General features: G+C 47.3%; 20 protein-coding genes. 14 read left to right on the top strand and 6 right to left on the bottom strand.

Translation table 11 applies throughout. The annotated features are described in order from the left end of the window. Positions 1-734 (bottom strand): LysM peptidoglycan-binding domain-containing protein (locus AS034_RS23350; RefSeq protein ID WP_272867406.1); only part of this gene is annotated, 734 nt, incomplete at its 3' end. Between the two features lie 544 nt (positions 735-1,278). Between AS034_RS23350 and AS034_RS15640 the strand changes: the two genes are divergently transcribed. Together AS034_RS15640 and AS034_RS23190 are read left to right on the top strand one after the other, a co-directional pair. Continuing rightward, positions 1,279-3,258, top strand: a complete 1,980-nt coding sequence (locus AS034_RS15640; protein WP_058299244.1) for an acyltransferase family protein — start codon at positions 1,279-1,281, stop codon at positions 3,256-3,258. Positions 3,259-3,471: 213 nt separating this feature from the next. After that, entirely contained in the window at positions 3,472-3,903 is a 432-nt protein-coding gene (locus tag AS034_RS23190) for a transposase (RefSeq protein ID WP_244888176.1), read from the top strand. 366 nt (positions 3,904-4,269) lie between these two features. On the opposite strand, the gene AS034_RS15630 is transcribed toward AS034_RS23190, so the two are convergent. Beyond that, positions 4,270-4,614, bottom strand: coding sequence for a DUF192 domain-containing protein (locus AS034_RS15630; protein WP_058299243.1), 345 nt, complete (start codon positions 4,612-4,614; stop codon positions 4,270-4,272). Between the two features lie 206 nt (positions 4,615-4,820). Between AS034_RS15630 and AS034_RS22795 the strand changes: the two genes are divergently transcribed. From AS034_RS22795 to AS034_RS15585, 10 genes are all read left to right on the top strand, one after another. After that, positions 4,821-4,976, top strand: coding sequence for a Flp family type IVb pilin (locus tag AS034_RS22795; protein ID WP_141687741.1), 156 nt, complete (start codon positions 4,821-4,823; stop codon positions 4,974-4,976). Between the two features lie 63 nt (positions 4,977-5,039). Further along, positions 5,040-5,555 carry an A24 family peptidase gene (locus tag AS034_RS15625; protein WP_244888175.1) on the top strand — a complete coding sequence of 172 codons (516 nt, stop codon included), beginning with the start codon at positions 5,040-5,042 and terminating at the stop codon, positions 5,553-5,555. Then, the gene (locus AS034_RS15620) at positions 5,552-5,902 is read left to right on the top strand and encodes a TadE family protein (protein ID WP_058299242.1); all 351 of its coding nucleotides are present in this window, start codon (positions 5,552-5,554) and stop codon (positions 5,900-5,902) included. Before AS034_RS15625 ends, AS034_RS15620 begins: the two co-directional genes overlap by 4 nt. 1 nt (position 5,903) lies before the next feature. Beyond that, positions 5,904-6,812: a pilus assembly protein TadG-related protein gene (locus AS034_RS15615; protein ID WP_058299241.1), complete on the top strand. Its 909-nt coding sequence runs from the start codon at positions 5,904-5,906 to the stop codon at positions 6,810-6,812. Positions 6,813-6,830: 18 nt separating this feature from the next. Further along, the gene (gene cpaB / locus AS034_RS15610; RefSeq protein ID WP_058299240.1) at positions 6,831-7,421 is read left to right on the top strand and encodes a Flp pilus assembly protein CpaB; all 591 of its coding nucleotides are present in this window, start codon (positions 6,831-6,833) and stop codon (positions 7,419-7,421) included. Further along, positions 7,418-8,617: a CpaE/TadZ family protein gene (locus tag AS034_RS22790; RefSeq protein ID WP_058299239.1), complete on the top strand. Its 1,200-nt coding sequence runs from the start codon at positions 7,418-7,420 to the stop codon at positions 8,615-8,617. The genes cpaB and AS034_RS22790 overlap by 4 nt, the downstream gene beginning before the upstream one ends. Next, on the top strand, positions 8,618-9,943 hold the full coding sequence (locus AS034_RS22785; RefSeq protein ID WP_058299238.1) for a TadA family conjugal transfer-associated ATPase: 1,326 nt from the start codon (positions 8,618-8,620) through the stop codon (positions 9,941-9,943). Position 9,944: 1 nt separating this feature from the next. After that, a complete protein-coding gene (locus AS034_RS15595; RefSeq protein ID WP_058299237.1) occupies positions 9,945-10,907 on the top strand; it encodes a type II secretion system F family protein in 963 nt (320 codons plus the stop codon). A 3-nt stretch (positions 10,908-10,910) separates the two neighbouring features. Next, a complete protein-coding gene (locus AS034_RS15590) occupies positions 10,911-11,834 on the top strand; it encodes a type II secretion system F family protein (protein WP_058299236.1) in 924 nt (307 codons plus the stop codon). A gap of 173 nt (positions 11,835-12,007) precedes the next feature. Continuing rightward, on the top strand, positions 12,008-12,880 hold the full coding sequence (locus tag AS034_RS15585; protein ID WP_058299235.1) for an ROK family protein: 873 nt from the start codon (positions 12,008-12,010) through the stop codon (positions 12,878-12,880). Positions 12,881-12,968: 88 nt separating this feature from the next. On the opposite strand, the gene AS034_RS15580 is transcribed toward AS034_RS15585, so the two are convergent. Both AS034_RS15580 and AS034_RS15575 read right to left on the bottom strand, forming a co-directional pair. Then, positions 12,969-14,798: a bifunctional diguanylate cyclase/phosphohydrolase gene (locus AS034_RS15580; RefSeq protein ID WP_058299234.1), complete on the bottom strand. Its 1,830-nt coding sequence runs from the start codon at positions 14,796-14,798 to the stop codon at positions 12,969-12,971. A gap of 196 nt (positions 14,799-14,994) precedes the next feature. Continuing rightward, positions 14,995-15,561 (bottom strand): DUF5317 domain-containing protein, encoded by a 567-nt coding sequence (locus AS034_RS15575; protein WP_058299233.1) that lies wholly within the window; start codon positions 15,559-15,561, stop codon positions 14,995-14,997. 260 nt (positions 15,562-15,821) lie between these two features. Here AS034_RS15575 and AS034_RS15570 point away from each other — a divergent pair, with 260 nt between their 5' ends. Both AS034_RS15570 and AS034_RS15565 read left to right on the top strand, forming a co-directional pair. Continuing rightward, positions 15,822-17,444 (top strand): alpha-glucuronidase family glycosyl hydrolase, encoded by a 1,623-nt coding sequence (locus AS034_RS15570; protein WP_058299232.1) that lies wholly within the window; start codon positions 15,822-15,824, stop codon positions 17,442-17,444. Further along, complete coding sequence (locus AS034_RS15565; protein ID WP_082641713.1) at positions 17,434-19,026, top strand: FAD-dependent oxidoreductase; 1,593 nt, start codon at positions 17,434-17,436, stop codon at positions 19,024-19,026. Before AS034_RS15570 ends, AS034_RS15565 begins: the two co-directional genes overlap by 11 nt. 383 nt (positions 19,027-19,409) lie before the next feature. Here the strand turns inward: AS034_RS15565 and AS034_RS15560 are convergent, their stop codons facing one another. Together AS034_RS15560 and AS034_RS15555 are read right to left on the bottom strand one after the other, a co-directional pair. Further along, positions 19,410-21,635 carry an FIMAH domain-containing protein gene (locus AS034_RS15560; protein ID WP_058299231.1) on the bottom strand — a complete coding sequence of 742 codons (2,226 nt, stop codon included), beginning with the start codon at positions 21,633-21,635 and terminating at the stop codon, positions 19,410-19,412. Positions 21,636-22,210: 575 nt separating this feature from the next. Further along, positions 22,211-22,843: a YesL family protein gene (locus AS034_RS15555; protein WP_058299230.1), complete on the bottom strand. Its 633-nt coding sequence runs from the start codon at positions 22,841-22,843 to the stop codon at positions 22,211-22,213. Between the last annotated feature and the right edge of the window lie 127 nt (positions 22,844-22,970).

Raw genomic sequence — 22,970 nt, 5'->3', positions numbered from 1 at the left:
CTGTCATTGTTGGCTGGCTTTGCAGCAGTTCCGGACATCTTCAGTACTTGTCCGACATAAATGCGGTCGCTCTTTAAGCTGTTGAGCTTTTTCAGACTGCTTACCGTCGTACCATATTTTTTTGCAATCGCGGAAAGCGTGTCGCCGCTTTTTACTTTGTATGTGCTTGTTTTACCCGGTTGTTCTGGTTTAGCAGGCGGGTTTTCTTCAAGGAGGTAATACATATCTTTACTGAAAGTCACCCCGTGCTTTGATTGGTAGCTTTTTGCTGTCTTCTTGAACAAGGCCTCCTGCTCTGAGACATTCGCCTCCATTGCTTCCAAGGCGTCGTTGTAATCTTCCTCTGATAAATCCCCATTATAAAAATCAATTGTATCAATTTCAGCGTTATATACTTCTATTAAACTGTTATAAATGTATTCATCCAATTGTCCGATGGCTGTGTTTTTAACATTGACGGGAGCTTCTTTCTCAAGTGCTGCGTCAAAATACCCCATGTATTCATCGTACAGATCCATCATTTCATTTTCAGATTTTGCAGCATTGATTTTCTTTGTATAGCTTTCCAGAGTGCGGATGATAGTCGCATAATGCGATGCGAACTTATCGAGCTCCACCTGATAATTGATTGTTTGAGCGGCCTCCACCGAATATCCCGGCTGCACCATTGCAGTGCCGGAAAATAAAAGGGATGTTGCTAATACAGAAGCCGTTAAAGTCTTCTTCGTAATCATGTTCATTTCTCCTTCAAGAAAATATAAGTATAGGAAACTACTTCCTGACATAATTATAATGACCCGGCAAATAATTGGGAATAGCTTTGGAAGGCCATGCCAAAAAATATTTTTCGACAAGTGGGACAGGGGGACAGGTACCTTGTCCCGTTTATACAAACGCTTGATTGAAAGTCATTAAGGGTGTAAGAGAGGGCTGGATGGGGTTGAACGATTGTTCAAATGATTTTTGTTAAGGTGGCGCGGGAGGTGGGACGCGGTACTTGTCCCCCCGTCCCGCAATAAGGAGAGGTTAAATCCCCTCTTGATTGCTAAAAATGAATACTGAGATCTGAAATCGAATATTTACATAAAACTAACGTGAGTGGAGCCTACTGTTTACATGCGTTTACTATAATACGTACTAACTATAATGCGGGACCGGGTTTTGGTTGCTGCAGTTATCAATTAGAAAACAGAAGGATATCAGTGGGCAGAAGTGCTTGCTCATGCCGGGGCAGTGGGACAAGGGACCTGTCCCGCCTTTGGAATGGAGTTGGTTTGGATGGGTGATTTGAGGGCGCCTGAGAAGAGGTTTCGGCCGGAGCTTGAGGGGGTGCGGACGGTTGCTGCGTTTTTGGTTGCTGTCTATCATATTTGGGTCGGGGCGGTTTCCGGCGGCGTGGATGTTTTCTTTATTGTTTCCGGTTATTTGATCACGACTTCTTTGCTATCGAAGATGGAGAAGACCGGCCGCATCCACTTGATTGATTACTGGCTGGGGCTTGCAAGGAGATTGTTTCCGATTGCATTCACGGTCCTCTTGTTCACTGCGGTTGTGTCCATTTTGATCATGCCGCAGGTACAGTGGAAACAGATCATCGGGGAGATCTTTGCTTCGGCCTTGTATTTTGAAAATTGGTATTTAGCCAATAGCTCAGTGGATTACCTGGCCCAGAACAATCAGGCGAGTCCGCTCCAGCATTTCTGGGCGTTATCTCTACAGGGACAGTTTTATCTAACGTGGCCGTTTGTGGTTTGGTTGGCTTATTTTCTAGCAAAAAAAGTGCTAGGGACACCGGTTAGAAAGACGATGCTGGGCGTGCTCGCAGCTCTCTTCACTTTATCGATTAGTTATTCTATCTTTAAGACTGCGGTGAATCAACCATGGGCCTACTTCGACACATTCGCCCGTGTTTGGGAGTTCAGCCTTGGCGGCATCCTGGCACTTCTCCTGCCTTACTTGAGACTGAATAAATCAGTGAGTACGGTGATGGGGTGGCTAGGGTTGGCAATCATCTGCTTTACGGGGATTCTCCTTCCTGTTTCAACCGTGTTTCCTGGATATGCAGCGCTGCTGCCTACCGGAGGCGTCATCCTTGTCATCATTGCAGCCGAGAACAGCACCCGGTACGGGGTAGATAGGCTGCTTGGTTCCAAACCGTTTCTGTATTTCGGCGGGTTGTCATACGGATTCTATTTGTGGCACTGGCCGCTGCTTATTTTCTCCTATGCTTATTTTGATGTGGAAAAAGTGCCTTTAGCAGGCGGACTTGCAATCATGGCAGCGGCATTTGTGCTCTCCTTCCTATCGGTAAAAGTACTTGAAACACCGGTCCGGAATATCAATATCAAACAATCTAAAAGGAAACTTGCGGTTGTGCTAGTGAGCCTGCTGTTCCCGTTATTCTGCGTCAACAGTGTTTGGGCTTATTATGTTTCCGGACAGGATCATAAGGAATATGACATGAAAAAGTATCCCGGGGCTATGGCCATTTCAGACGGCGTGAAGCCGGATCCGGGAAAAAAGCCGGTTCCATCAGCGCTTGCAGTCAAAGAAGATCTGCCTGCTTTCTACGATGACCCTGAATGTTTTTCGGGAATTGAAGAGGAAAAAGTAACGAAGTGTTCGCGGGGAGAAACGGAAAATCCTGTACACACAATCGCCTTGGTCGGAGGCTCTCATTCAGGGCACTGGTACCCGGCGCTTGAAGAGCTCGCCAAGAAAATGAAGCTGGAAATCGAAATCTACAATAAGGATGCCTGCCGCTTTTCATCTGATGATTTTGACGGGTTGTTGAATGCTTCTTGCATGGATTGGAATGAGAAAGTTCTTGATATGTTGAAAAAAGATCCGCCGGACCTGGTCTTCACAACGGCAAACGTCGGGGCCGGTGATCAAGTACCTGAAGGGTATATAGAGCAGTGGAGGAAACTCGAGGGAACCACAGAAGTGTTCGCTGTTCGGGACAACCCGGCGATGGAAGGAGACCCGCCGACGTGCGTGGAGCAAAAAAAAGATATTGAAGATTGCTCAATGCCAAGGGATAAAGTATTATCAGAAGCCATACCATGGGAAAACACCCAAGGGATCCCGGACAACGTCACCTTCGCCGACCTATCCCAGTACTTCTGTGATGATAAATCATGTCCCCCAGTAGTCGGGAACGTCCTGGTATACCGGGATTACCACCATATCTCCACCCTATACTCCCGCACAATGGCCGGAGCATTAAAACAACCACTCGGGAAGGCACTGGAATAGTGGGACAGGGAGCTTGTCCCACTTGTTAAGAATCACATTTCTATATCGGTACAGCATAGGGACAGTGAACCTGTCCCTATGTTCCGTTAAAGAGGAATTTCTCTATTTATGTCGAATAGAGTAAAGGTGGTACAAGGGGACAGGTACCTTGTCCTTTTCGGGACGCGGTACCTGTCCCCCTGTCCCACCAAAACAAACAAAGGAGATGGTCCATTGCCAAGAACGAAAAGACAGAAGAGCGGCACAGGAATTTACCACATTATGCTGAGGGGAATCAACAAACAGACAATCTTTGAAGGGGAGGAGGATAAGAGGGCGTTCATTAAGAGATTGAAAAAGTATAAAGGTATTTGTGATTATAAACTTTATGGTTATTGCTTGATGGATAATCATGTGCATCTCTTGATGAAAGAAAATGGAGACAGCATATCAGACTGCCTCCAGAGAATCAGCTCAAGTTATGTATACTGGTATAATAATAAATATGAACGATGCGGACACCTGTTCCAAGAGAGGTTCAAAAGCGAAACGATTGAAACCGAAGTGTCATTTAAAAAAGTTCTTCGATACATCCACCAAAACCCATTGAAAGCCGGACTCGCCAAAACGATCTACGAAAGCAAATGGACCAGCTTCCACGAGTAACTCAAAAAAGAAACCTTCATAGACAATCAAGCTCCACTTCTTCTATTTTCAAAAAACCTCCAAAATTCTAAAAACCTATTTCAAGAATACATGCAGGAGCAAAATGATGATCAATTCCTTGAAGAAAGTTATATCAGCAGAAGAACCGATGCTGAGGTCCTGGGGCTTCTGAGTCTTGCAGGCGTACCCAGTATAAGCATGTTGCAGCAACTGGACAAATCCAAAAGGAATCAAATAATAAAAGAGATGAAAGAAATAGAAGGGGTGTCAATCAGGCAGTTATCAAGAATAACCGGGGTTTCGAAAAGTGTGATTGCCAGGATTTAAATAGGGGAAAGGTGGGACAGTGACCCTGTCCCACTGTCCCTATGGCAATTCAATAACCTGCTGAATTTTTAAATTCAGCTTTACTATACTCCCTGCTGGCAGTTCTAAAACAGAACGGGCTTCCTTTACAGGTTTTACTATTGACCAGGGCCTCAGATCCCTTGCCAGTTTAATGATTCTCTGCTGTTCATCAAGAAATACAGCATCAATTGAAAAGTTCATAAAGAACATATGGATGGAATTACAGGGAACAATCAACAGACATTCATTTATGATGGGATCCTTCCTGAACATCAGCCCTTTAAACCGTGCGGCAAATGTATCCGCCATTACAATTGAATAAGGGATCGTTCTATATAGTGTGTCTTCTTTCGGTAAAGGCATGACTTCACTCCTTCCTTATGTAGGCATATAGTCTCAATATATAATAGAAACCTGCTATTCGCAATAGCGAATAATGTCGGTATTTATCGACTTTTTTCTGAATATAGAGTATTTACACGTTCATTATAATGAACTATTATAGAGCTATAAGGTTGTTCTTAAAAAAGAACATACAGTTAATATCAAATCAAAAGGAGGAATTTAGAATGGTGAACAAATTAAAGCAGCTGGTAGTAGAAGAAGAGGGTCAGGGGTTATCTGAGTATGGGTTGGTGCTGGCAGGGGTAGTTGCCGTGGTAGCAATAGCTGTTGCGCTTTTGGAAACTGAGATAAGAGGATTATTCACCAACCTTTTACCTTAAAACACCCAAGCCCTGCCTAAAAAACAGGGCTTATCCAAATCCACATTCCAGAGGTGAGCCAAATTGATTCTTATCTATAGCATTCTCGTTTCAGCCCTGCTGGTATCCCTGATCACGGATCTCAAAACAAGGAAAATATTAAATATCGTTACGTTTCCAGCCATCTTATTCGGTCTCATCTTCTATTCCATTACTCAGGGGTGGGATGGATTTTTTTTTAGCAGCCTGGGGCTGCTGGCCGGTATAGCAACTCTGTTAATCCCATTTATACTTGGAGGAATGGGGGCGGGGGACGTCAAGCTCATGGGGGCCGTTGGGGCATTGATGGGAGCCTCGTTCACGCTTCAGAGCTTTGTTTCTGTTGCGCTTTTAGGCGGACTCATCTCGATCGCCTTGATTATCCAGAAAAGGGGCCTCTTGCAATCTCTCAAATCCCTCTACATATTTCCGGCCCTTCTGATGGGGACAAAAGGAAGGATCCTCATTAAACCTCAAATGGAATCTCCCATCTTGTTCCCTTATGGAGTCCCGATTGTACTTGGTACATTATTAACGTTTGTATGGAGTGTTGCCATGTGAAAAACGAAAAAGGCCAGTCTCTCGTTGAATATGCAATGGTACTGCCGCTTTTACTGCTCCTTATTTTCGGGATCATTGACTTTGGAAGGTATTTTCATGCGTACCTCACCGTGGATCATGCTGGCAGGGAGGCTGCCCGTGCTGCAAGCGTGGGGAAAAATGCGGTGGATGCAGCCTTGAGGAACGGAACAGGCATCGGCTTGTCATCCGGTCAGGTACAGGTGTCTGAAGCCGGCGGTGAAGCTGTCGTGAGAATCGTATATCCCATCACGTTTGTGACGCCGGTCATAGGGTCCCTGGTCGGTCCCCTTCAAGTGGATGATACGACCGTGATGAGGATTGAATGATATGAAGAGAATGATATTTTTACTAAAAAATGAAACAGGAAATATCGCTGTCACGACGGCGCTCTTCCTGGTGGTATTACTGGGTTTCACCGGTCTGGCCCTGGATGGCGGCAAGATTTATTCGGCAAAAAGTTCCCTGCAGAAAGCGCTGGATGCTTCCGTATTGGGAGGCGTTCAGGTGGTTGCCAGCAAAGGGGAGGCAGAAGCGGTGACAGTGGCAAAGGATCTTGCCTTGAAAAACGGACAGACATTGGAAGGGGGATCGATTGCGACGACCAGCCGGTCTATCAAAGCCACTCAGCAGGTGAGTGTCCCGCTGACATTTGCCAAGTTCTTCGGATTTGACAGTACAGTGGTGGAGGCCTCGGCAAAAGCTGTTTCCGCGCCGCTCAAAAAAGGACTCCATATCACCCCGATCGCAGTCGAGAAGGACTCGCTCCCTCACAATACCGAACTGAAATGTGACAAGACAGGCAGTCATCACGGGAACTGCGGTTATTTGGCTTTTGATGGAAGAGGGGCGGCGAATCTTGCAGACAATATCATCAACGGCGTGGAAGTTTCCGTTGGCGGCCTTGAAACTGTGGTCACTGAGCCGGGGCAGAAATGGGGACCGGTAAAAAGCGCATTTCAAACGTTGATCGATCAAGATGCAGGGAAGCCCCATTGCCAAAGCCCCGATACGGCAGACGGGAAATGTTCCAGGGTGATCTATGTTGTTGTGATCGATACGTGGGACGGTGCGAATGGAAGGGATACCTTGAATGCTGTCGGTCTGGCTGCCTATTGGCTGGAGGATGTTCAGGAACCGAAACGGGTCATAGGGAAATTCATCAGGACCATCGGCGCAGGGGAAGGAGATGAAGGAGCACCCGATTACGGACTTTATAGTGTGAGATTGGTTGAATAAATGCTGCAGGAGGATGCTATGAAAACGAAACGGTTATGGATCTTATCTTTACTATTTGGAATCATTGCAGCGCTGGCTGCCTATGTCGTCGTGTTCCCGCCTTCAGCGCCGGTTCCTGCGGTTACGACTGCAGCAGCGGACAATGAAGATGAAAAGCAGGCAGAGAAAGAGCCCGAATTGGAAAACCGCCAAATGAACAATAAAATGCTTGAGGTGGGAGAAGGGAAACGGGCGATGTCGTTAAAAGTCACCGCTTTGGAGCAGGGGGTCTCAGGATATGTAGAGCCCAATTCCTACATAGATATCATTGCTTATGAATCTACAAAGGATGAAAAGACAAAGAAAGAATTCCGGACAGCAAAGCTCGTCCTCCAAAACGTCAAGGTGCTCGGTTCAGGGAAATCGGCTGACGGCGAAGATGAAGCTCTCCGCTATGAGACCATCACAGTTGAAGTGACACCGGAACAAGGCGTTGAACTGAGCCTGGCTTCCAGGGATAAAGACGGTTTTTATTTCATGATGCGCGGAGAGGGCGACGGGACGGTCGAAGATAAAGCCATTTCGTTTACAAGGGAAATCATTAAGGAAGGCGAGAGTGAGGAACAATGATTAATTGGTTTTATTATTGTGATACGAATGCCGCGCCCGGGGATCTCGAGCTGATTTTGCAGAAGCGATCCTATGAACTTCTTCAATTCCCGCATTTGGACGATTTGATTCACCGGATCAAAGACACGGATCACTCCATTTTATTCATCAAGGCGAATACGCTGCAAAACGGATATGATCTCTGTCAGGAGATGTCCATCCTTTTTCCTTATCTTTATATCATCCTGATCGTGCCGGATAACATGGAAAATACACGAAGAGCCATGAATGTCGGAGCATCTGATATCCTGCGATTCTCCTCGGATCTGGAAGAGAAAAAAGACGCTGTAGTAAGGGCGGTGAAATATTTAAAGCTGAGGGAAGAAGGGGTCAGTTATCATCTGGCAAAAAACTGCAGGGTCATCTCCGTCTGCAGTCCGAAAGGCGGAATCGGGAGGACGGCAGCGGTGGTCAATCTGGCTGCGGGTTTTGCCAGGATGGGGAAAAAAGTCGGCGTGCTGGATGCGAATCTGCAGTTTGGAGATGTCCTCATGCAGCTTGATCAGAAACCGGGCGGGACGATTTATGAGTGGGTGAAAGAGGAATATGAGCGCCACAGTTATTCCATTGATAACTATCTGGCTGTCCATGAAAGCGGTGTGGCGGTAATGCCGGCGCCTTCAAGGCCGGAATTTTTTGAAATGATAACAGACATTCATATTGAAAAAGTGATTGAAGAAATGAAGATGAGGTTCGATATCCTCCTCATCGATACCCCTTCATATCTGTCGGAAATCCATTTGAAATGTCTGGAGCGTTCAGACGAATGCCTACTTCTTGTAACAGGTGAAATCTCTGTGCTTAAAAGGAGCAGGCTATTCATTGAAGCCTTGGAGGCTTTTCAGCTGCATGAAAAAATAAAGGTGATACGAACCCGGACAGCCAAGAAACAGATCGATCAGCACAAAATGGAAAGGGTCCTGGATATTCCGATTTTTGCTTCCCTGCCTGAACAGGGGCAATTGGTATCACAATCAATCGACTTGGGGGCGCCCGTGGTGATTTCCCAGCCAAGGACCCCGATAGGAAAAGGCTTTTTAAATCTTGCGCGCACATTGGCAGAAAAGCCGGTGGAATCAGTAAAAGCAAAGCTGCAGGAGCCTTCCAAAAAGTCTAAAAGAGTTAGAAGCCTGGTACCGATGAAGGGGAGGGTATAGATGGTTGTATTCAATAAGGTTGTGACAGAGGAATCCCCGAGTGCGAAGCGGGTTGAAAAAGGGAGAGTTAGGGCACAGGGAGCAAGTGAGTTTTGGGAGACCGGTTCGAGACTCCACCACTTCATTATAGAAGAATTGAAAAAACAAACCGGACATAATGAAGAGCAGGAAAAGATAATCATTAAAGAGTTAAGTGAAGAGTTTATCAAAGAAGAAGGCGGCCGCATGACCTTTGAAGAAAAGCGGATGCTGATTGAATCCGTGGAGGATGAACTTCTTGGATATGGTCCCATCACCCCTCTTCTCGGGGATCATTCCATTTCGGAGATCATGGTGAACGGTCCGAAGCAGGTGTATTATGAGCAGGACGGCAAGCTTATCCGGAGTTCAGTCACGTTCAGAGATGACGCCCATGTACAGAGAGTCATTGAAAAAATCGTTTCTCCGATAGGAAGGAGGGTGGATGAAAGCTCTCCGATGGTGGATGCACGCCTGCCTAACGGATCCCGTGTCAATGCGATTATCCCACCTCTTTCCTTGATTGGCCCGACTGTCACGATCAGGAAGTTCGCGGAGAGCCCGTTTACCGTGGATGATTTAATCGAGTTTGGCAGCTTGAACAGCGAAATGGCTGAATTCCTGAAGGTTTGCGTCATGGGGAGGATGAATATTTTTATCAGCGGGGGTACAGGGTCAGGGAAGACATCTTCTCTGAATGTCCTGTCTTCTTTTATCCCTCAAGATGAACGAATCGTGACAATAGAGGATGCAGCCGAGCTGAAGCTTTCCCAGGATCATACCGTATCTCTTGAAGCGAGGCCGAAGAATATTGAAGGAAAAGGGGAAATCACGATCCGGGATCTGGTCCGGAACGCGCTCCGGATGCGTCCCGACCGCATCGTCGTCGGAGAGGTCAGGGGTGCGGAAGCACTCGACATGCTTCAGGCCATGAATACAGGACATGATGGCAGCTTGAGCACCGGCCACGCGAATTCCCCGCGCGATATGCTTTCCCGGCTTGAAACGATGGTCATGATGGCAGGGTATGACCTGCCTGTCCGTGCGATCAGGGAACAAATTGCGAATGCGCTGGATCTCATCGTTCAGCAGGTGAGATTGAAGGATGGATCAAGGAAGATCACCCATATTACAGAAGTGCTGGGAATGGAAGGCGATACCATCGTCCTGCAGGATTTATTTTTGTATAAAGAGACCGGAGGCGGCCAGGGAAGATTCTTCTCCGCCGGAATCAGGCCGAAGTTCATCAGCCAGCTGGAGGAAGAAGGACTGTCCGTATCGCCTTCCTGGTTCAGGGGAGAGTGGTAGGATGGAACAGATCACGCTGGTCGCTGCGACGTTACTCTTGACCACGACCGTCTTTTACCTGATCGGTTCGGCAGTCATGAAAAAAAAGCGTCATCGCCAAAGGGTAGAGAAGTATCTTACCACTTCCCCCCTTATTGAAGAAAAAAGGGAAGAGAACGGTGAAAAATCTGCAGGCGGTCGATTGGTTGCAGCATTGGCCCGAGCGCTGGAAGGCATAAAATTCGGAGATAAGACAAAAATGCTGCTCGTACAGGCAGGGAGTTCCCTTACTCCCCCCGAATTCATGGCGATCCGCTTGATCGTCGGGGGAGCGGCCGGAATCGGCTTGATGCTGCTGCAGTTCCCTTGGACCCTAACAGTTATAAGCCTGCCGGTCGGCTACTTGCTTCCTAAAGCCTTTATGCAGAATAAACGAAAAAAGAGATTGCAGTCATTACCCTCTCAGCTGATCGATACGCTCGGGATGATGGCCAATTCAATGAGGGCCGGTTTCAGTTTTATGCAGGTCATGCAATTGGTTGGAAAAGAAATGCCTGCACCGATCGGACCAGAGTTTGAAAAAGCGGTTCGTGAATCAGGCATGGGAGTACCATTGGAAACGGTATTTAAAGATATGCTTGAAAGACTGCCTAGCAAAGAACTCGAGGTGGTCCTCGATGCGATCATTGCCCAGAGAAAATGCGGGGGCGATCTGACTGAAATGCTTGAAACGATGGAAGACACCATCCGGAGCAGGGTGAGCATCCTCGGGGAATTGAATACATTGACCTCCCAGGGGAAGATGTCGTCCATCATCATTACTTGTTTACCAATAGGGCTAGGGCTGTACCTCTATGTAATTGATCCGGATTACTTCAATCCGCTGATTTCCCAGCCTTTGGGTATCTTCATGCTGGTGACGGCCGCTGTATTCATCGTGATCGGGTGGTTCACCATTCAAAAGATCCTTCGAATCGAGGTGTAAGAATTGAATCTATTATTTCTGATTCTAGCAATTTGTTCATTTACCTGTCTGTCAGCAGCACTGCTATTCTATTTCAATCGTAAAAGTCTGCTGCTTGAGGGGAGGATCTCGAGGACTTTTCCCATTAAGGAGAAAGGTGCTTCCGATATAGATCCGTTGAGTCAAAAGAAGTCCGGAAAACCTTTCGTCGGCCTTTGGGCGAGAGGGGTGAAGACGGTGGGGAAAAGGACTTCGAAGGGCAAGCAAAAGAAACTTGAGCATCTTCTTCGCGATGCAGGCTATTCAGGTAAAATGACAGCGGTGGAATTCCGGCTCCTTCAGCTGTTGATCAGCGGTGGAAGCGGTGCGCTCGTTTTCTTTTTGATAGCAGCGGCGGCCGGCCGGCCTGCTGTCACACTGCTGCTATCAGGCGCTGTTTCATTCCTTGCTTTTCAGTATTGTACATTTTTCCTCAGCAAAAAAAGGACGCGGAGAATCGCCGAAATCAATCGCGAAATGCCGGATTTCTTCGATACTGTCAATCTGCTGATCGAAGCCGGTTTAGGGCTGGATGCAGCGCTACTGACAGTCTGCCATAAGAAGGCCAGCCCACTTTCAGAGGAATTCATGATCGCGCTCATTGAAATGAAAAGAGGAAAATCGAGGAGGGATGCCTTCTTTGAACTCCGGATGCGCATTCCCTCCGATGGACTGCAGAGGGCACTGACCACCATGATCCAGGCAGACCACCTGGGGGTGGGGATGTCAAAAGTTCTCCGCAATCTCACCATCAGGCTTCGGGAACAAAGAAGGGAATCAGCAAGGGAACAAGCCATGAAAGCCCCGGTCAAAATGCTCTTCCCCATGGTCTTCTTCATCTTTCCGGCCATCTTCATCGTCTCACTCGGCCCGCTCATCGTCAAAATCCTTACCGAAGGATTGATGTAAAGCGAGACAGGGGGACAGGTTCCTTGTCGTATTTAGGTCTTTAATTCAGCTCCCATATACAACCATTTCGAAGTGTGGTTTTATTATATCAATAGAGGACGGATCCTTCCCCGTTTAAATTTGAAAGCTATACAGTGCGGGAGAAGCAATCTTGTACGAAAAGGAGGTTTTCTATGAAGCAGTATATTGCGTTTGATATTGGTGGGACTCATATTAAGTATGGGATCGTGAATGAGGATGGGAGTGTGGGTGTCAGTTTCCTTGTTGATACCGAAGCTCATCTTGGCGGTCCCGCCATTGTTCAGAAGCTGATTCGGCTCAGCCGGAGTTTAATTAAGGAGTACAGCGTTGAAGGAGTGGCCATCAGTACTGCCGGCAGGGTCGATGCGGATAAAGGGATCATCCTTGGGGCAAGCAACAATATCCCCGGGTATAAAGGAATCGATTTGAAGAAGCTGATCTCCGAAGCATTGAATCTTCGCGTCGAAGCGAGAAATGATGCGGACTGCGCGGCTCTGTGCGAGCACTGGCTCGGCAACCACGGGGCCTCAAGCTTCATCATGCTGACAGTCGGGACAGGAGTAGGCGGGGGGATCATCATAAATGGTGAACTTCACTCCGGCCACTCTTTCAGTGCGGGAGAATGGGGGTATATGAGAATTGAAGGGGAGCAGTTTGAGAAAGTAGCTTCCTTTCCGGGCCTCATAAGGATGGCCAAGGAATACAAGAGTGAACGGGAGTGGACTGGGAAGGAAGTTTTTGACGCATATGACCAGGGAAATCCCGAAATCAAAAAAGCCGTCGCTAAGTTCTATAAACATCTAGCTGTCGGGATATCCAATCTTATCTACATATTCGACCCTGAAAAAGTAGTGATCGGGGGAGGGATTGCGTTGAGGGGTGAAGTGTTCCTCAAAGAGATCAAAGAAGAGGTGAAAAAATATACAAATGAAGATTTCTATAACCGAACCGAACTTGTACTTGCAAGATACCAGAACCATTCCGGAATGATAGGGGCGGTCTATCACTTTATGCAGAGGGACTAAGGGACAGGTTCGTTGTCCCAGTGTCTGCTGGGACAATGAACCTGTCCCCCTGTCCCGCCGCCTTGGGACGAAACCGCTGTTCCGCCCCCTACACGACTTTTTCAATTTCAAGTTTATCCTGGTAGTTTTCCTCGATCATGTGGATGAAGGGTTCCACGTATTGGGCGTCGAATTGTTGACCGGCGCATTCTCGGAGTTCCTTGATGGCTTCTGAGAATGATTTTGTTTTCTGATACGGCCTCTCTGTTGTCATGGCATCGAACGAATCAATGACACAGAGGATCCGGGCCAGTTTTGGAATGTTGTTTTCTTTCAAGCCGTAAGGGTACCCCTTGCCGTCATACCGTTCGTGGTGAAGCTCAATCAGCGGCAGCAGTTCATCATACTTCTTGATCGAAGCAATGATTTCTTTTCCGTAGATCACGTGCTTCTTCATCATTTCCCACTCGTGTTCATCAAGTTTTCCCTTCTTATTGATGACATCCCGCGGTATTTCCAGCTTACCGATATCATGGATTAATGCCCCGAGAATCAGCGTCCGCTTTTCTTCACTGCTGAGATTCAGACGCTCACTCATTTCTACAGCATACGAGTAAACCCGTTTACTGTGCTGATACGTGTAAATATCCTTGGATAGAAAAATCTGCAGCTGTTGTTCCAGCGCGTCGATTTCTTCAGCGTACTGGAATTCCTGCTGATAATGATGATCTTCCTTATAAACTTGTATATTGTTCTTCCCCTGTGCTTTTGCAAAATATAGGGCCTTGTCCGCTTTTGACAGAAGTTCAGCAGAGCTGTATGTTCCTTTTTCAAATTCGACGATCCCCCCAGAGAAAGAGATGCAGCCGAGAGGGGAGACTTCGGTTCCCGGAAAATAGGTATTATTCAATTCTTTCCGTACTTTATTCAAAAAGGAGAGCGCTTCCCTTTTTGAAGTATCGGGCAGGATGATGCCGAATTCCTCTCCTCCATATCGGGCAGCGATATATGGGAAATCCCTGGTCTTTTCATTCATGAACTTACCGAAAAATTTCAGCAGTTCGTCTCCTTTTACGTGACCGTTCGCATCATTGAATTTTTTGAAATCGTCGAGATCCAATAGAGCCACACAAAATGATCTGCCTCTATTCTCGGATAAAAGTTCATCCAAACGCAGCTTGAAGTAGCCATGATTATACAACCCCGTAAGGAAATCCATTTTTGCCTTCGCTTCTTCTTCTTTGTATAAGTTGAAAAAATTCCTGAATGCAAACGAAAGCATGACGGCCAGGATGATGAATAGAAAGATGCCGAAGATCGGCTCCTGGCTGAGCAAGATGGTCAGCACGAGTGAAAGGACAAGGGTGCTTACATAACTTACGAATACTTCAGAGAGTATCTGTTTTTGCATCGCTTCCCTCAGGATCGTCTTCAGCGAAGGCCTCCTGGCCAGGTAAAAATAAAACCACATGATGACGACGTTGAAGAAAAAGTATACGGTCAATGAAGCCATATAAGGGAGGATATTCGAGAAATCAGTTGCCCCCACGGTTCCTCCCGTTAAAATGAAAACGTAGTAGGTGGAAATCAGCATGACAGAATAATTGGCAAAGTTAAAGAGATGCTTCCACCAGGCAAGCTTGAATTGGATGAAAAGAAAAACAAGCCCGCTGAGTGCGAGTGTGAGCAGGGGGATTTTCAATCCAAACAAAAAAAGACCTGCTAAGTAGATAGAGGAATCCATGGACAATGTATTGCCGGATAAGGGGATAATGATGTTGAAGTGGTTTAACAGCAGGATGGAACCTACCAATGTGTAGATGATTACCCATTTTGACAGGTCTTCCGATCCCAGGCTCGGGGGAAGGTGATAGGCAAACAATCCTGTTCCCAATAGACAAATGAACGCAATATAAGCATTTTGTGTTTTCAAAGACATCTTTATCACTCTCTCGAAAAGAATAAGGGCCGGCCCATCAATAATAGTATGTACCAATGGGACGGCCTTAGTGTTATTTTTTAGAATTCCCAGAACTTCCATCCTGAAGTCAGGGCTACGATTGCAGAACCAACGATAATAAGGTTAATAACGGCCGCTTTTGCTTTATTTTTCATTATAACTCACCTCCTTTAAATTAAGTAGTGGTTGATAGAAGTTTATCCTTCTTTCGAACCATCACAGATTGGATGAAAAGATAGGCCCCTATGTTCATGACGACATCCCCGATACTGATGGCCTGCTCCCTTGGATAGGGGGCGGACAGAGGGATAATATCCCCCAGGAAAGCCAGATTGGTAGATTCGGTTACCAACGTGTGTTTCGCGTAAAGGGCATTCTTCGTTGCTTCCAGGTAATAAGGATCAATGACAGACGCTGCTTCGAGGGAAACCGGCATTCTTCCTCCATTTACTGCCATGACAATAAAGTTCAGCAGCACCCCGATGAAAATCGTGATGAACTGAGGATGATGGCGATTCGCCAGTAAAAAGTAGAGTCCGACGACATACACAGCCATAAATGAGAGATTACTAATCTGCCCGACCCACTCTATCTTATTTTGAAAATAAAAAATGACGATTTGGAATAAGAGTAATAGAGGGAAGATCCACCCCTTCTTAAAAGTGAGATCGGCAAACCCTTTCAGGCTTCCCCCGCGAATGAAACCGATGATGATGGCAATCAAAATTCCGTCAAAGACCATGAGATATCCTCCGATTTAGCTGTAAATATGAATATGAAGTGACAAAATATTATAAAAACTGACACAATCTACTTCCATTATAACGGAAAATAATTGGAAATGTTTACTTTTTCTGAAATTTCTTTGGGACAGGGGGACAGGTTCATTGTCCCAGCGTGCTGGGACAACGAACCTGTCCCCCTGTCCCTTTAAAGTCATTTTATGGACGTGAGGTAAAGGATATGGTTATAGGTATATAAAGCACGGAGGGGAGTGTTCTGATGAAGGCAATCGCATATTTTAATGACCATGTCACCACGCTTTTCGCGGTGGAGGAGCTAAGGAGGCTCTTCAGGGATGCGGGAATTGAGGCCGCTGTAACGAAGGACGGACATTCTGATCATGAACAGGATGTCATTTTCTTGATGCTTGAAAAAGAGTACAACACGTCTGACTGGTGTGCTAATCAATTGTCCTTGAAAAATGACGGGTTCTCGGTTATCGAAGATGAAAAGCATGTGTGGATCATCGGAAAAGAAGGACGTTCATTGTTATACGGAGTGTACGATTATTGCGCGAGAAAACTTGGGTATAGCTGGGTTCATCTGTCAGAAAAAAGAGCGCCTCTTTCTGCAAAAAATGTTGCCTGTCTGGAAGAACCCTTATTTAAAAGACGCGGCAATATCATTGAAACGGTCGATGACCCCATTTACATAATCCGCCTGATCGACTGGGGAGTCAAAAACGGACTGAATGAATTTTTCTTCACTTTTTTCCTTTGGGATAAGATCAAGAGGTATGTCGAGGCGGAGCTGGCCAAACGTAGTATGAATGTCACGCTCGGCGGCCACAGCCTTTCTTTTTTAATAGAAGAAAAAGGACAACAGGCCCTTCATTTCCTTGAAGACAGCGGTCTGCAGGATCGGGTAATAAAGCGGATTGAGGATATCTGCCGGGAATCGCCGGGCGTTAGTAGGGTCTCGTTGTGGCCGGAAGACGTCGGAATCGGCAAAGAAGAGCACGCTGATTTTATGCCTGCCTACATTGCCTTCACGGAGAAGCTGAAGACAGTACTCGGAAAATTGAATGTCGAAGTGGAACACATCGTGTATAACGCGGGTCTGGAATGGAATATGCTTGAACGCTCAGGGGGGACCGAAGCCTCCAGGGAAGCGGATGTATTGTATGCATACTGGGGCAGGGATTATTCCCGTTCCCTCCATCATCGGCGCGGCGGGCAGGCACGGGCAGCAGACAGCCTCAAGGATTGGAGGGCGGAGACCATGAAAAATGGGCGGTCCTTTACCGTGCTTGAATACTACAGCGACCATTTCATGCTGAGTGAACTTTTCCCGCCTCTCCTGAACAGGATGAAGGAAGATATGGACGACTATAAGAAACTCCAGGTGGACGGAATCCTGAATTTGATCGTACCCTGCCACCTGAAGTCTGAACGTCACGCTGATTACCCTTGGAAATGGATTCACCAGCTGAACAATTACATGTTCGCGGGATTGAGCTGGGGCAAGGAGTTCAGCACGTTGGCCGACGCCTATCGGTCTTTCCTTGGAGAGGATCATTTTTCGACCTTATTGAAATTAGAAAAAGTCATTGCCAGGCATACTTCTTGGAATGTCCCCTTGTTTCCGGCACGGATCGTGGATCCTGAAAAAGTGGAAGGCCGTAAAGCTGGCCGCGAAATCATACGTTTTCTGGATGAAGTCATTGATTTACTTGAAAGTCAAACTCCTGCCGTCGATGACCGGCTGCTCGCCATTCAAACCAAGGACAACTTCGATTCTTTTTCAACTGAGGAAATGATGTTGATCTATTTTGATTTCTTGAAAAAATCTGCCGAGGCCTCTAAGCGCGGCTGGCTGGAGGGAGCCGCTGATGGACTATAACAAACTGAAATACTATGAACCTGCTGGAAAAATGGCTCAGCCTTTCATAGTGAACGAAGATTTAATTGTTTACGGCGCAACCCCTGCAGGCATCACATGCGCCATCCAGGCAAAGAAGATGGGGCTGTCAGTCGCCATTGCTGAATTCAGCCGTCATATTGGCGGGATCACGGCAAGCGGACTGGGTGCGACCGATTTCGGGTCCAAAGAAGCGATCGGCGGCTTGTCCAGGGAATTTTATAAGAGAATCGGAGACTATTACGGTAAAGAAGAGCAGTGGACTTTTGAGCCTAAAGCAGCGGCTGCGGTTTTTAAAAAATGGCTTTCTGACTATCATATCCCGGTCTATTGCAATCAGCACCCTTTAAAAGTAGAGAAGGAAGATAAGAAGATTAAGAGGATCATCATGGAAAATGGCTGTATCTTTGAAGGAAACTTTTTCGTGGATGCAGGCTATGAAGGGGACCTCATGGCAAAGGCGGGGGTTTCCTATACGGTGGGCCGCGAGCCGAATGCAAAATACGGCGAGACCTATAACGGGGTCCGGTTCGGGGAACCTCATCATAAATTTGAGGTGCGGGTCGACCCCTATGTGGCGGCAGGCGACAGGGAGAGCGGTCTTTTGCCTGGTGTGGAGGAGGGTGTCGCTGAATCTGAGGTCCAGGGTGAAGGCGATCACCGGATACAGGCGTATAACTTCCGCATCTGTTTGACAAAAGAGCCTGAAAACCGCATTCCGTTCCCGAAGCCTCCTTCTTATGATGGGGACCGTTATGCCTTGCTGCTCCGTTACATAAAAGCGGGTGTATGGGACGCGATGAATCTCCACACCATGCTGCCAAATGGAAAAACCGATCTCAATAATTACGGGGCGGTCTCCACTGATTTTATCGGTGGGAATTACGACTGGCCCGACGGAAGCTATGAAAAGCGGGAAGAGATTTTTCAGGAACACTTCAATTATAATCTTGGCATGCTGTATTTCTTGAGTCACGATGAAAGTGTTCCTGAAGCGATTCGTAACGAAGTGTCCGGATGGGGCCTTCCGGTGGATGAATTCACGGAAACCGGCCACTGGCCGCATCAACTGTATATCCGGGAAAGCAGGAGGATGATCTCGGACTATGTGATGACCGACCGGAATTGTCTGGGTCAGACAACCGTGGGGGATTCAATCGGTCTTGCATCTTATCAGATGGATTCCCATCACTGCCGGCGGGTCGTCATCGACGGCGCCTGTGTCAATGAAGGGGACGTCGAAATCCCGATTTCGCCTTATCCGATTTCCTGGCGCTCAATCCGTCCAAAAGCGGAAGAATGCACCAATTTGCTGGTGCCTGTCTGTTTATCGAGTTCCCATATTGCCTTTGGCTCCATCCGTATGGAACCGGTGTTCATGATTATAGGGCAGTCAGCGGGCGCGGCGGTGAGCCTGGCTTTTGAAAAAGGATCATCGGTTCAGGATGTGGACTATAGGGAGTTGAGAGATGTGCTGCTTGAAGCGGGTCAGGTCCTGGAATGGGATGAGAGTGTGGAAGATGATCCGGTAGGGCGGATGAGGAGTACGTTTGGGCGTGGGTGAGTGTTGCGTGTTGGTGTCTGGTGATGTGCGGTCTGGGCCTGCAGCTGCTGTGCGCAGAGGTGTCGGTTTTTGTCGAATTGTCGGTATCTGCTGCTTTTTTGTTGGTAAATCTTAAAAATTGTTGGTAAATCCCTATTTTTGTTGGAAAACGCCTAAAATTGTTGATACTGGCCCAACTCTGTTTGGAAACACCTGATACCGCCCCGGTCTCAATTGAAAAACGTCCAGAATCTTGTTGATAAATCCCTATTTCAGTTAAAAATCCCGAAATTGGTTAGAAGGTTATCACAAAAAATGATCGATCACCATCCATATCCCTGCCAACTCCATCCCATACAAAAAACCCGGTTCGGTGCCCCACACCGAACCGGGTTTTTCAAAACTTACAACTCTATCGTCTTAACCGCCAGCTTAACCTCCAAATCATTCACCACATCGTCATCCTTGGCTTTCTTTAAATGCTCCAATGCTTTATCAACGAATTTCCGTGCCTGATCCAAATCACCCTTATCGCGGTGATGGGCCGCCTGCTTCAGTGAGTTGATCAGCTGCTGATGGACAGGGTGGCTGATACTTCCGTTCGCCGCTTCTTCAGAAATCAAGTCCATTGCGGATTCCAACGTATTTTCCAGCACATCGATTTTCATCAAGTCCGTTCCGTCCGCATAATAAATGTCACCGTCGATGCCGACAGTCATAAGCTCTGTCGAACCTAGCGTTTTAAAATCAAGTGAATCCGGATCGATGGCCGTCAGTTTTCCGGCAAGTGTCGTATACATGATGCCGTTGTCATCCCAGCGGATGTGGATCGGGCGCCATCTGCCGTAATTCTTCACATCTTCATAGATGGTCTTGCTTTTTACCACTTCCAGTGTCTCTGGGTCCATGGCGAAGATCGTTCCGTCGGCCGCCGACCATAACAGGCCGTCCGGACCTTCACTCATCCCGCTGATCATGCGCGGGTTGTAGTCGAGACCGGGGATGTCAGGGACAAATTCAGTAATCTTTTCATTGCTTTCAAGGTCCCAAACAAAGACTTTTGCCGCTTCTTCTGTCGGGTCAATTCCAAGGCCGCCTGCAATCGTGGTTGAACCGTACAGCTTGTCTCCTTTTTCCGCCAGGGCGACAATCGCCTGGTTGTGGATGACATTTTCAAAAACCTGGGCATTATCAGGATCAGCAGGATCAAGGATCGTCAATGATCCGCCAAGCTTACCGTAATCAGGGATCGTGCCGATATAGAGCTTATCATTCACCGGCTCCATTTCGAACGGTCTGTCCTGATGGGGGATATCATAGATTTGCTGTCTGTCCAGTACTTCCTTGGTGGTATCAAGCTCGTAGATGATCGCCCCTGGGTAAACCCCGAAATACATCTTGTCCCCGATCGCCGCCATTCCTTCCGCCTGACCGAGTGTGAACATCTCAGAAGTATCGGAATCCGGGCGGTAAACCGCACCCTTTCCGCCCGGGTAGCCGCTCATATACAGATTCCCGTCCGGTCCGTTTTCAAGGGTCTGGATAGGAATCGGATTTCCGACCACCGGAAGTTGGATGGTTTTTACTTTTTTCGTCTCAAGGTTCATGTATGTGACTTGTCCGGCAAATTGGACGGTTACAAGTGAGTAACCTGGAAAATCCGGGTCACCTTCCAGTTCGACCCAGCCTGTGTTGCGAATGAATGTGCCGAACCTGACACCTGTATCACTTGCGTCCAGGGTTTCGTGGTCGATTTCCATGATTCGCCCTCCCTGCTGGAAATAGGCCTTATCACTGCCGGGAAGCCCCTGGATAAGTCGGAGTCCCTTATTATTTTCATAGTAAGTATCTTCCCATTGATCCGTGTTTGTATTGTAGAAAAGCAACGAATTATCACCGCCGCCTACACCTGCAACGATATAGTCGCCGAACGCATCCATCTGCCATACGCTTGACCCCTGGATGACGTGGTCCGGAACAGGGATCGACTCATACTCGCCTGTTTCCACATCAAGCTTCACCATACGGTTGTCGACACCGACACCAAGATAAAGGAATCCATCGTGGTATGCGGTTGAGCGAGTGTAACTTTGACCTGGTGCGACTGTTCCATAATCCCTCATTTCCCCTGTACTTGGATCATACATCCCAGCTTTCGCATTCGGGAAAGACCCGAAGTAAACACGGCCATCTTCATCATAGGATAAGCCGTACACCACGCTTTCCCCGATCCCGCCCAGGTCTTTCACTTCCTGTGTCACGGGGGAGTATTCGTAAAGGTGTCCGTTTCCTCCGATGTACACATTGCCATTTGGAACGGTGATATGTGTCCACACGGCACCAGTCCCTTCAAGCGGGTAGGACCTCAGCACTTCCTGCGATTCCAGGTCGATTACCTGGAAAATGGCCGGGCTTCCTGAAGCGGTCGTGTACATGACGTCCCGTCCGTCCTCCTCCCCATAAGCAGAATCATAAACGGCAACGCTTTCAATTTGGTGGCCGAGATTGACAGGGTCTGCAAATTGCCCGTTTGTTTCGGCTGTGGCAGAACCTGCCGGAACATACATGGATCCGGCCAGCATGACCAAAGCCAATGCCATGATCCAAAACGATTTTCCCTTCTTCTTCATTCTCCCATCTCCTCTGAAAATAGTATTCATTTGAGTAAAACTTCATACACCGCCTTTCTACCTGCTTTATGTAAGTTCTTTCTTAGATGGAGTAGGTGAGTCATTGTGAAACTGCCGCATGCTGTTATTCCTATTTTTATAGATTTAGAACCCCTGAAACAAGTCTTTAAATAGTCGTAATGTCAGATGGGAAAATAGACCTGCCATCGTTCTTTTAGCCAGTAGTTGCAATACCGCTTTTTGATTTCCGTGCAAGACTTCGCTTTCCGCGGGTGACCCGTGAGCCTCCTCGGCTTTGCCTGCGGGGTCTCACATGTCCAGCTGCAGGACTTAGAGGCACATGTCATAAGCCAAATCGACCAAGAAGGCAAAGAACGCCTTCCCGGCCAATTCGTCTTATGCCACCCGCCTCTCTTCAAAGCCCTTCCGCTTTTCCGATTGGCCACTTCTCCCGCAGGAGTCTTCGTCTTGTACTCCAATCAACCGCTGGGGTTGCGATAATCTCAAAAGAGCAGTTTGATAATTTCCCCCTCAAAAAAAAACCGCTCCCAAACCGGAAGCGGTCTACCTCATTATCAAGCTGTCTTATTTTCCTCACTCTTCAATTTCTTCCTCTCCACTTTTTCAAAAGCCCGCAGCCCGATCCACATCACCGCATAGGCAAGGACGCTTCCACTAAAAAGGGGAATGATACCGGGCAGCAGGGACACAATCCCATATAAAAGTCCGCATGCAGCCGCCATCTGGATCAGTTCGAGCGGTGAAGTCAATGCAATCAGCAATGACTGCTTCAGGACCTTGAAGAACGGCAGATCAAAGTGAACGTAAACCGGAAAGAAAAAGAAGAGGGTGATCATATACCAGATCAGGATCAACACGATCACCGGGACGAGGAAGGTCAGCTTCCCGCTGTTCAATCCGATGAAAGTGAAGTCGTAATAAAGGATATAACCGATCACTGTAAAAATAAGGCCGTAGCCGTTCGATTTAAAAAATTCCTTCTTATATGTATGCCAAAACGACGTGAACACCGGGCCGGTCTCGTCACGGAGCTGCCATTTTCTCACCATTGTGAACAGCGCGGCGGTGGCAGGGAAAAAACCGAATGCCACAAGGCCCGCAATAGTAAACAACACCCACAGCAGGTTGAGGTATGCAAGCTTAAGCATCCCGTACACAATCGTATTAAACCGTTCCCATCCTCCCATAATTCCACCCCTTTTGTGAACTACTATACGTCACGGTAGTACAGGAAAGCAATGACTTTTCTTATAATTCAAAACCCTTTCAAGAAGGGACGTGTTGTTTTTATTAAAGACAATTAAGAGACTTGTC

The organism is [Bacillus] enclensis (assembly GCF_001456935.1).
In the GTDB taxonomy this organism is placed as follows: Bacteria; Bacillota; Bacilli; order Bacillales; family Bacillaceae_B; genus Rossellomorea; species Rossellomorea enclensis.
The sequence above is the reverse complement of the archived record's forward strand: the minus strand, read 5'-3'. Positions and strand labels throughout refer to the sequence as shown.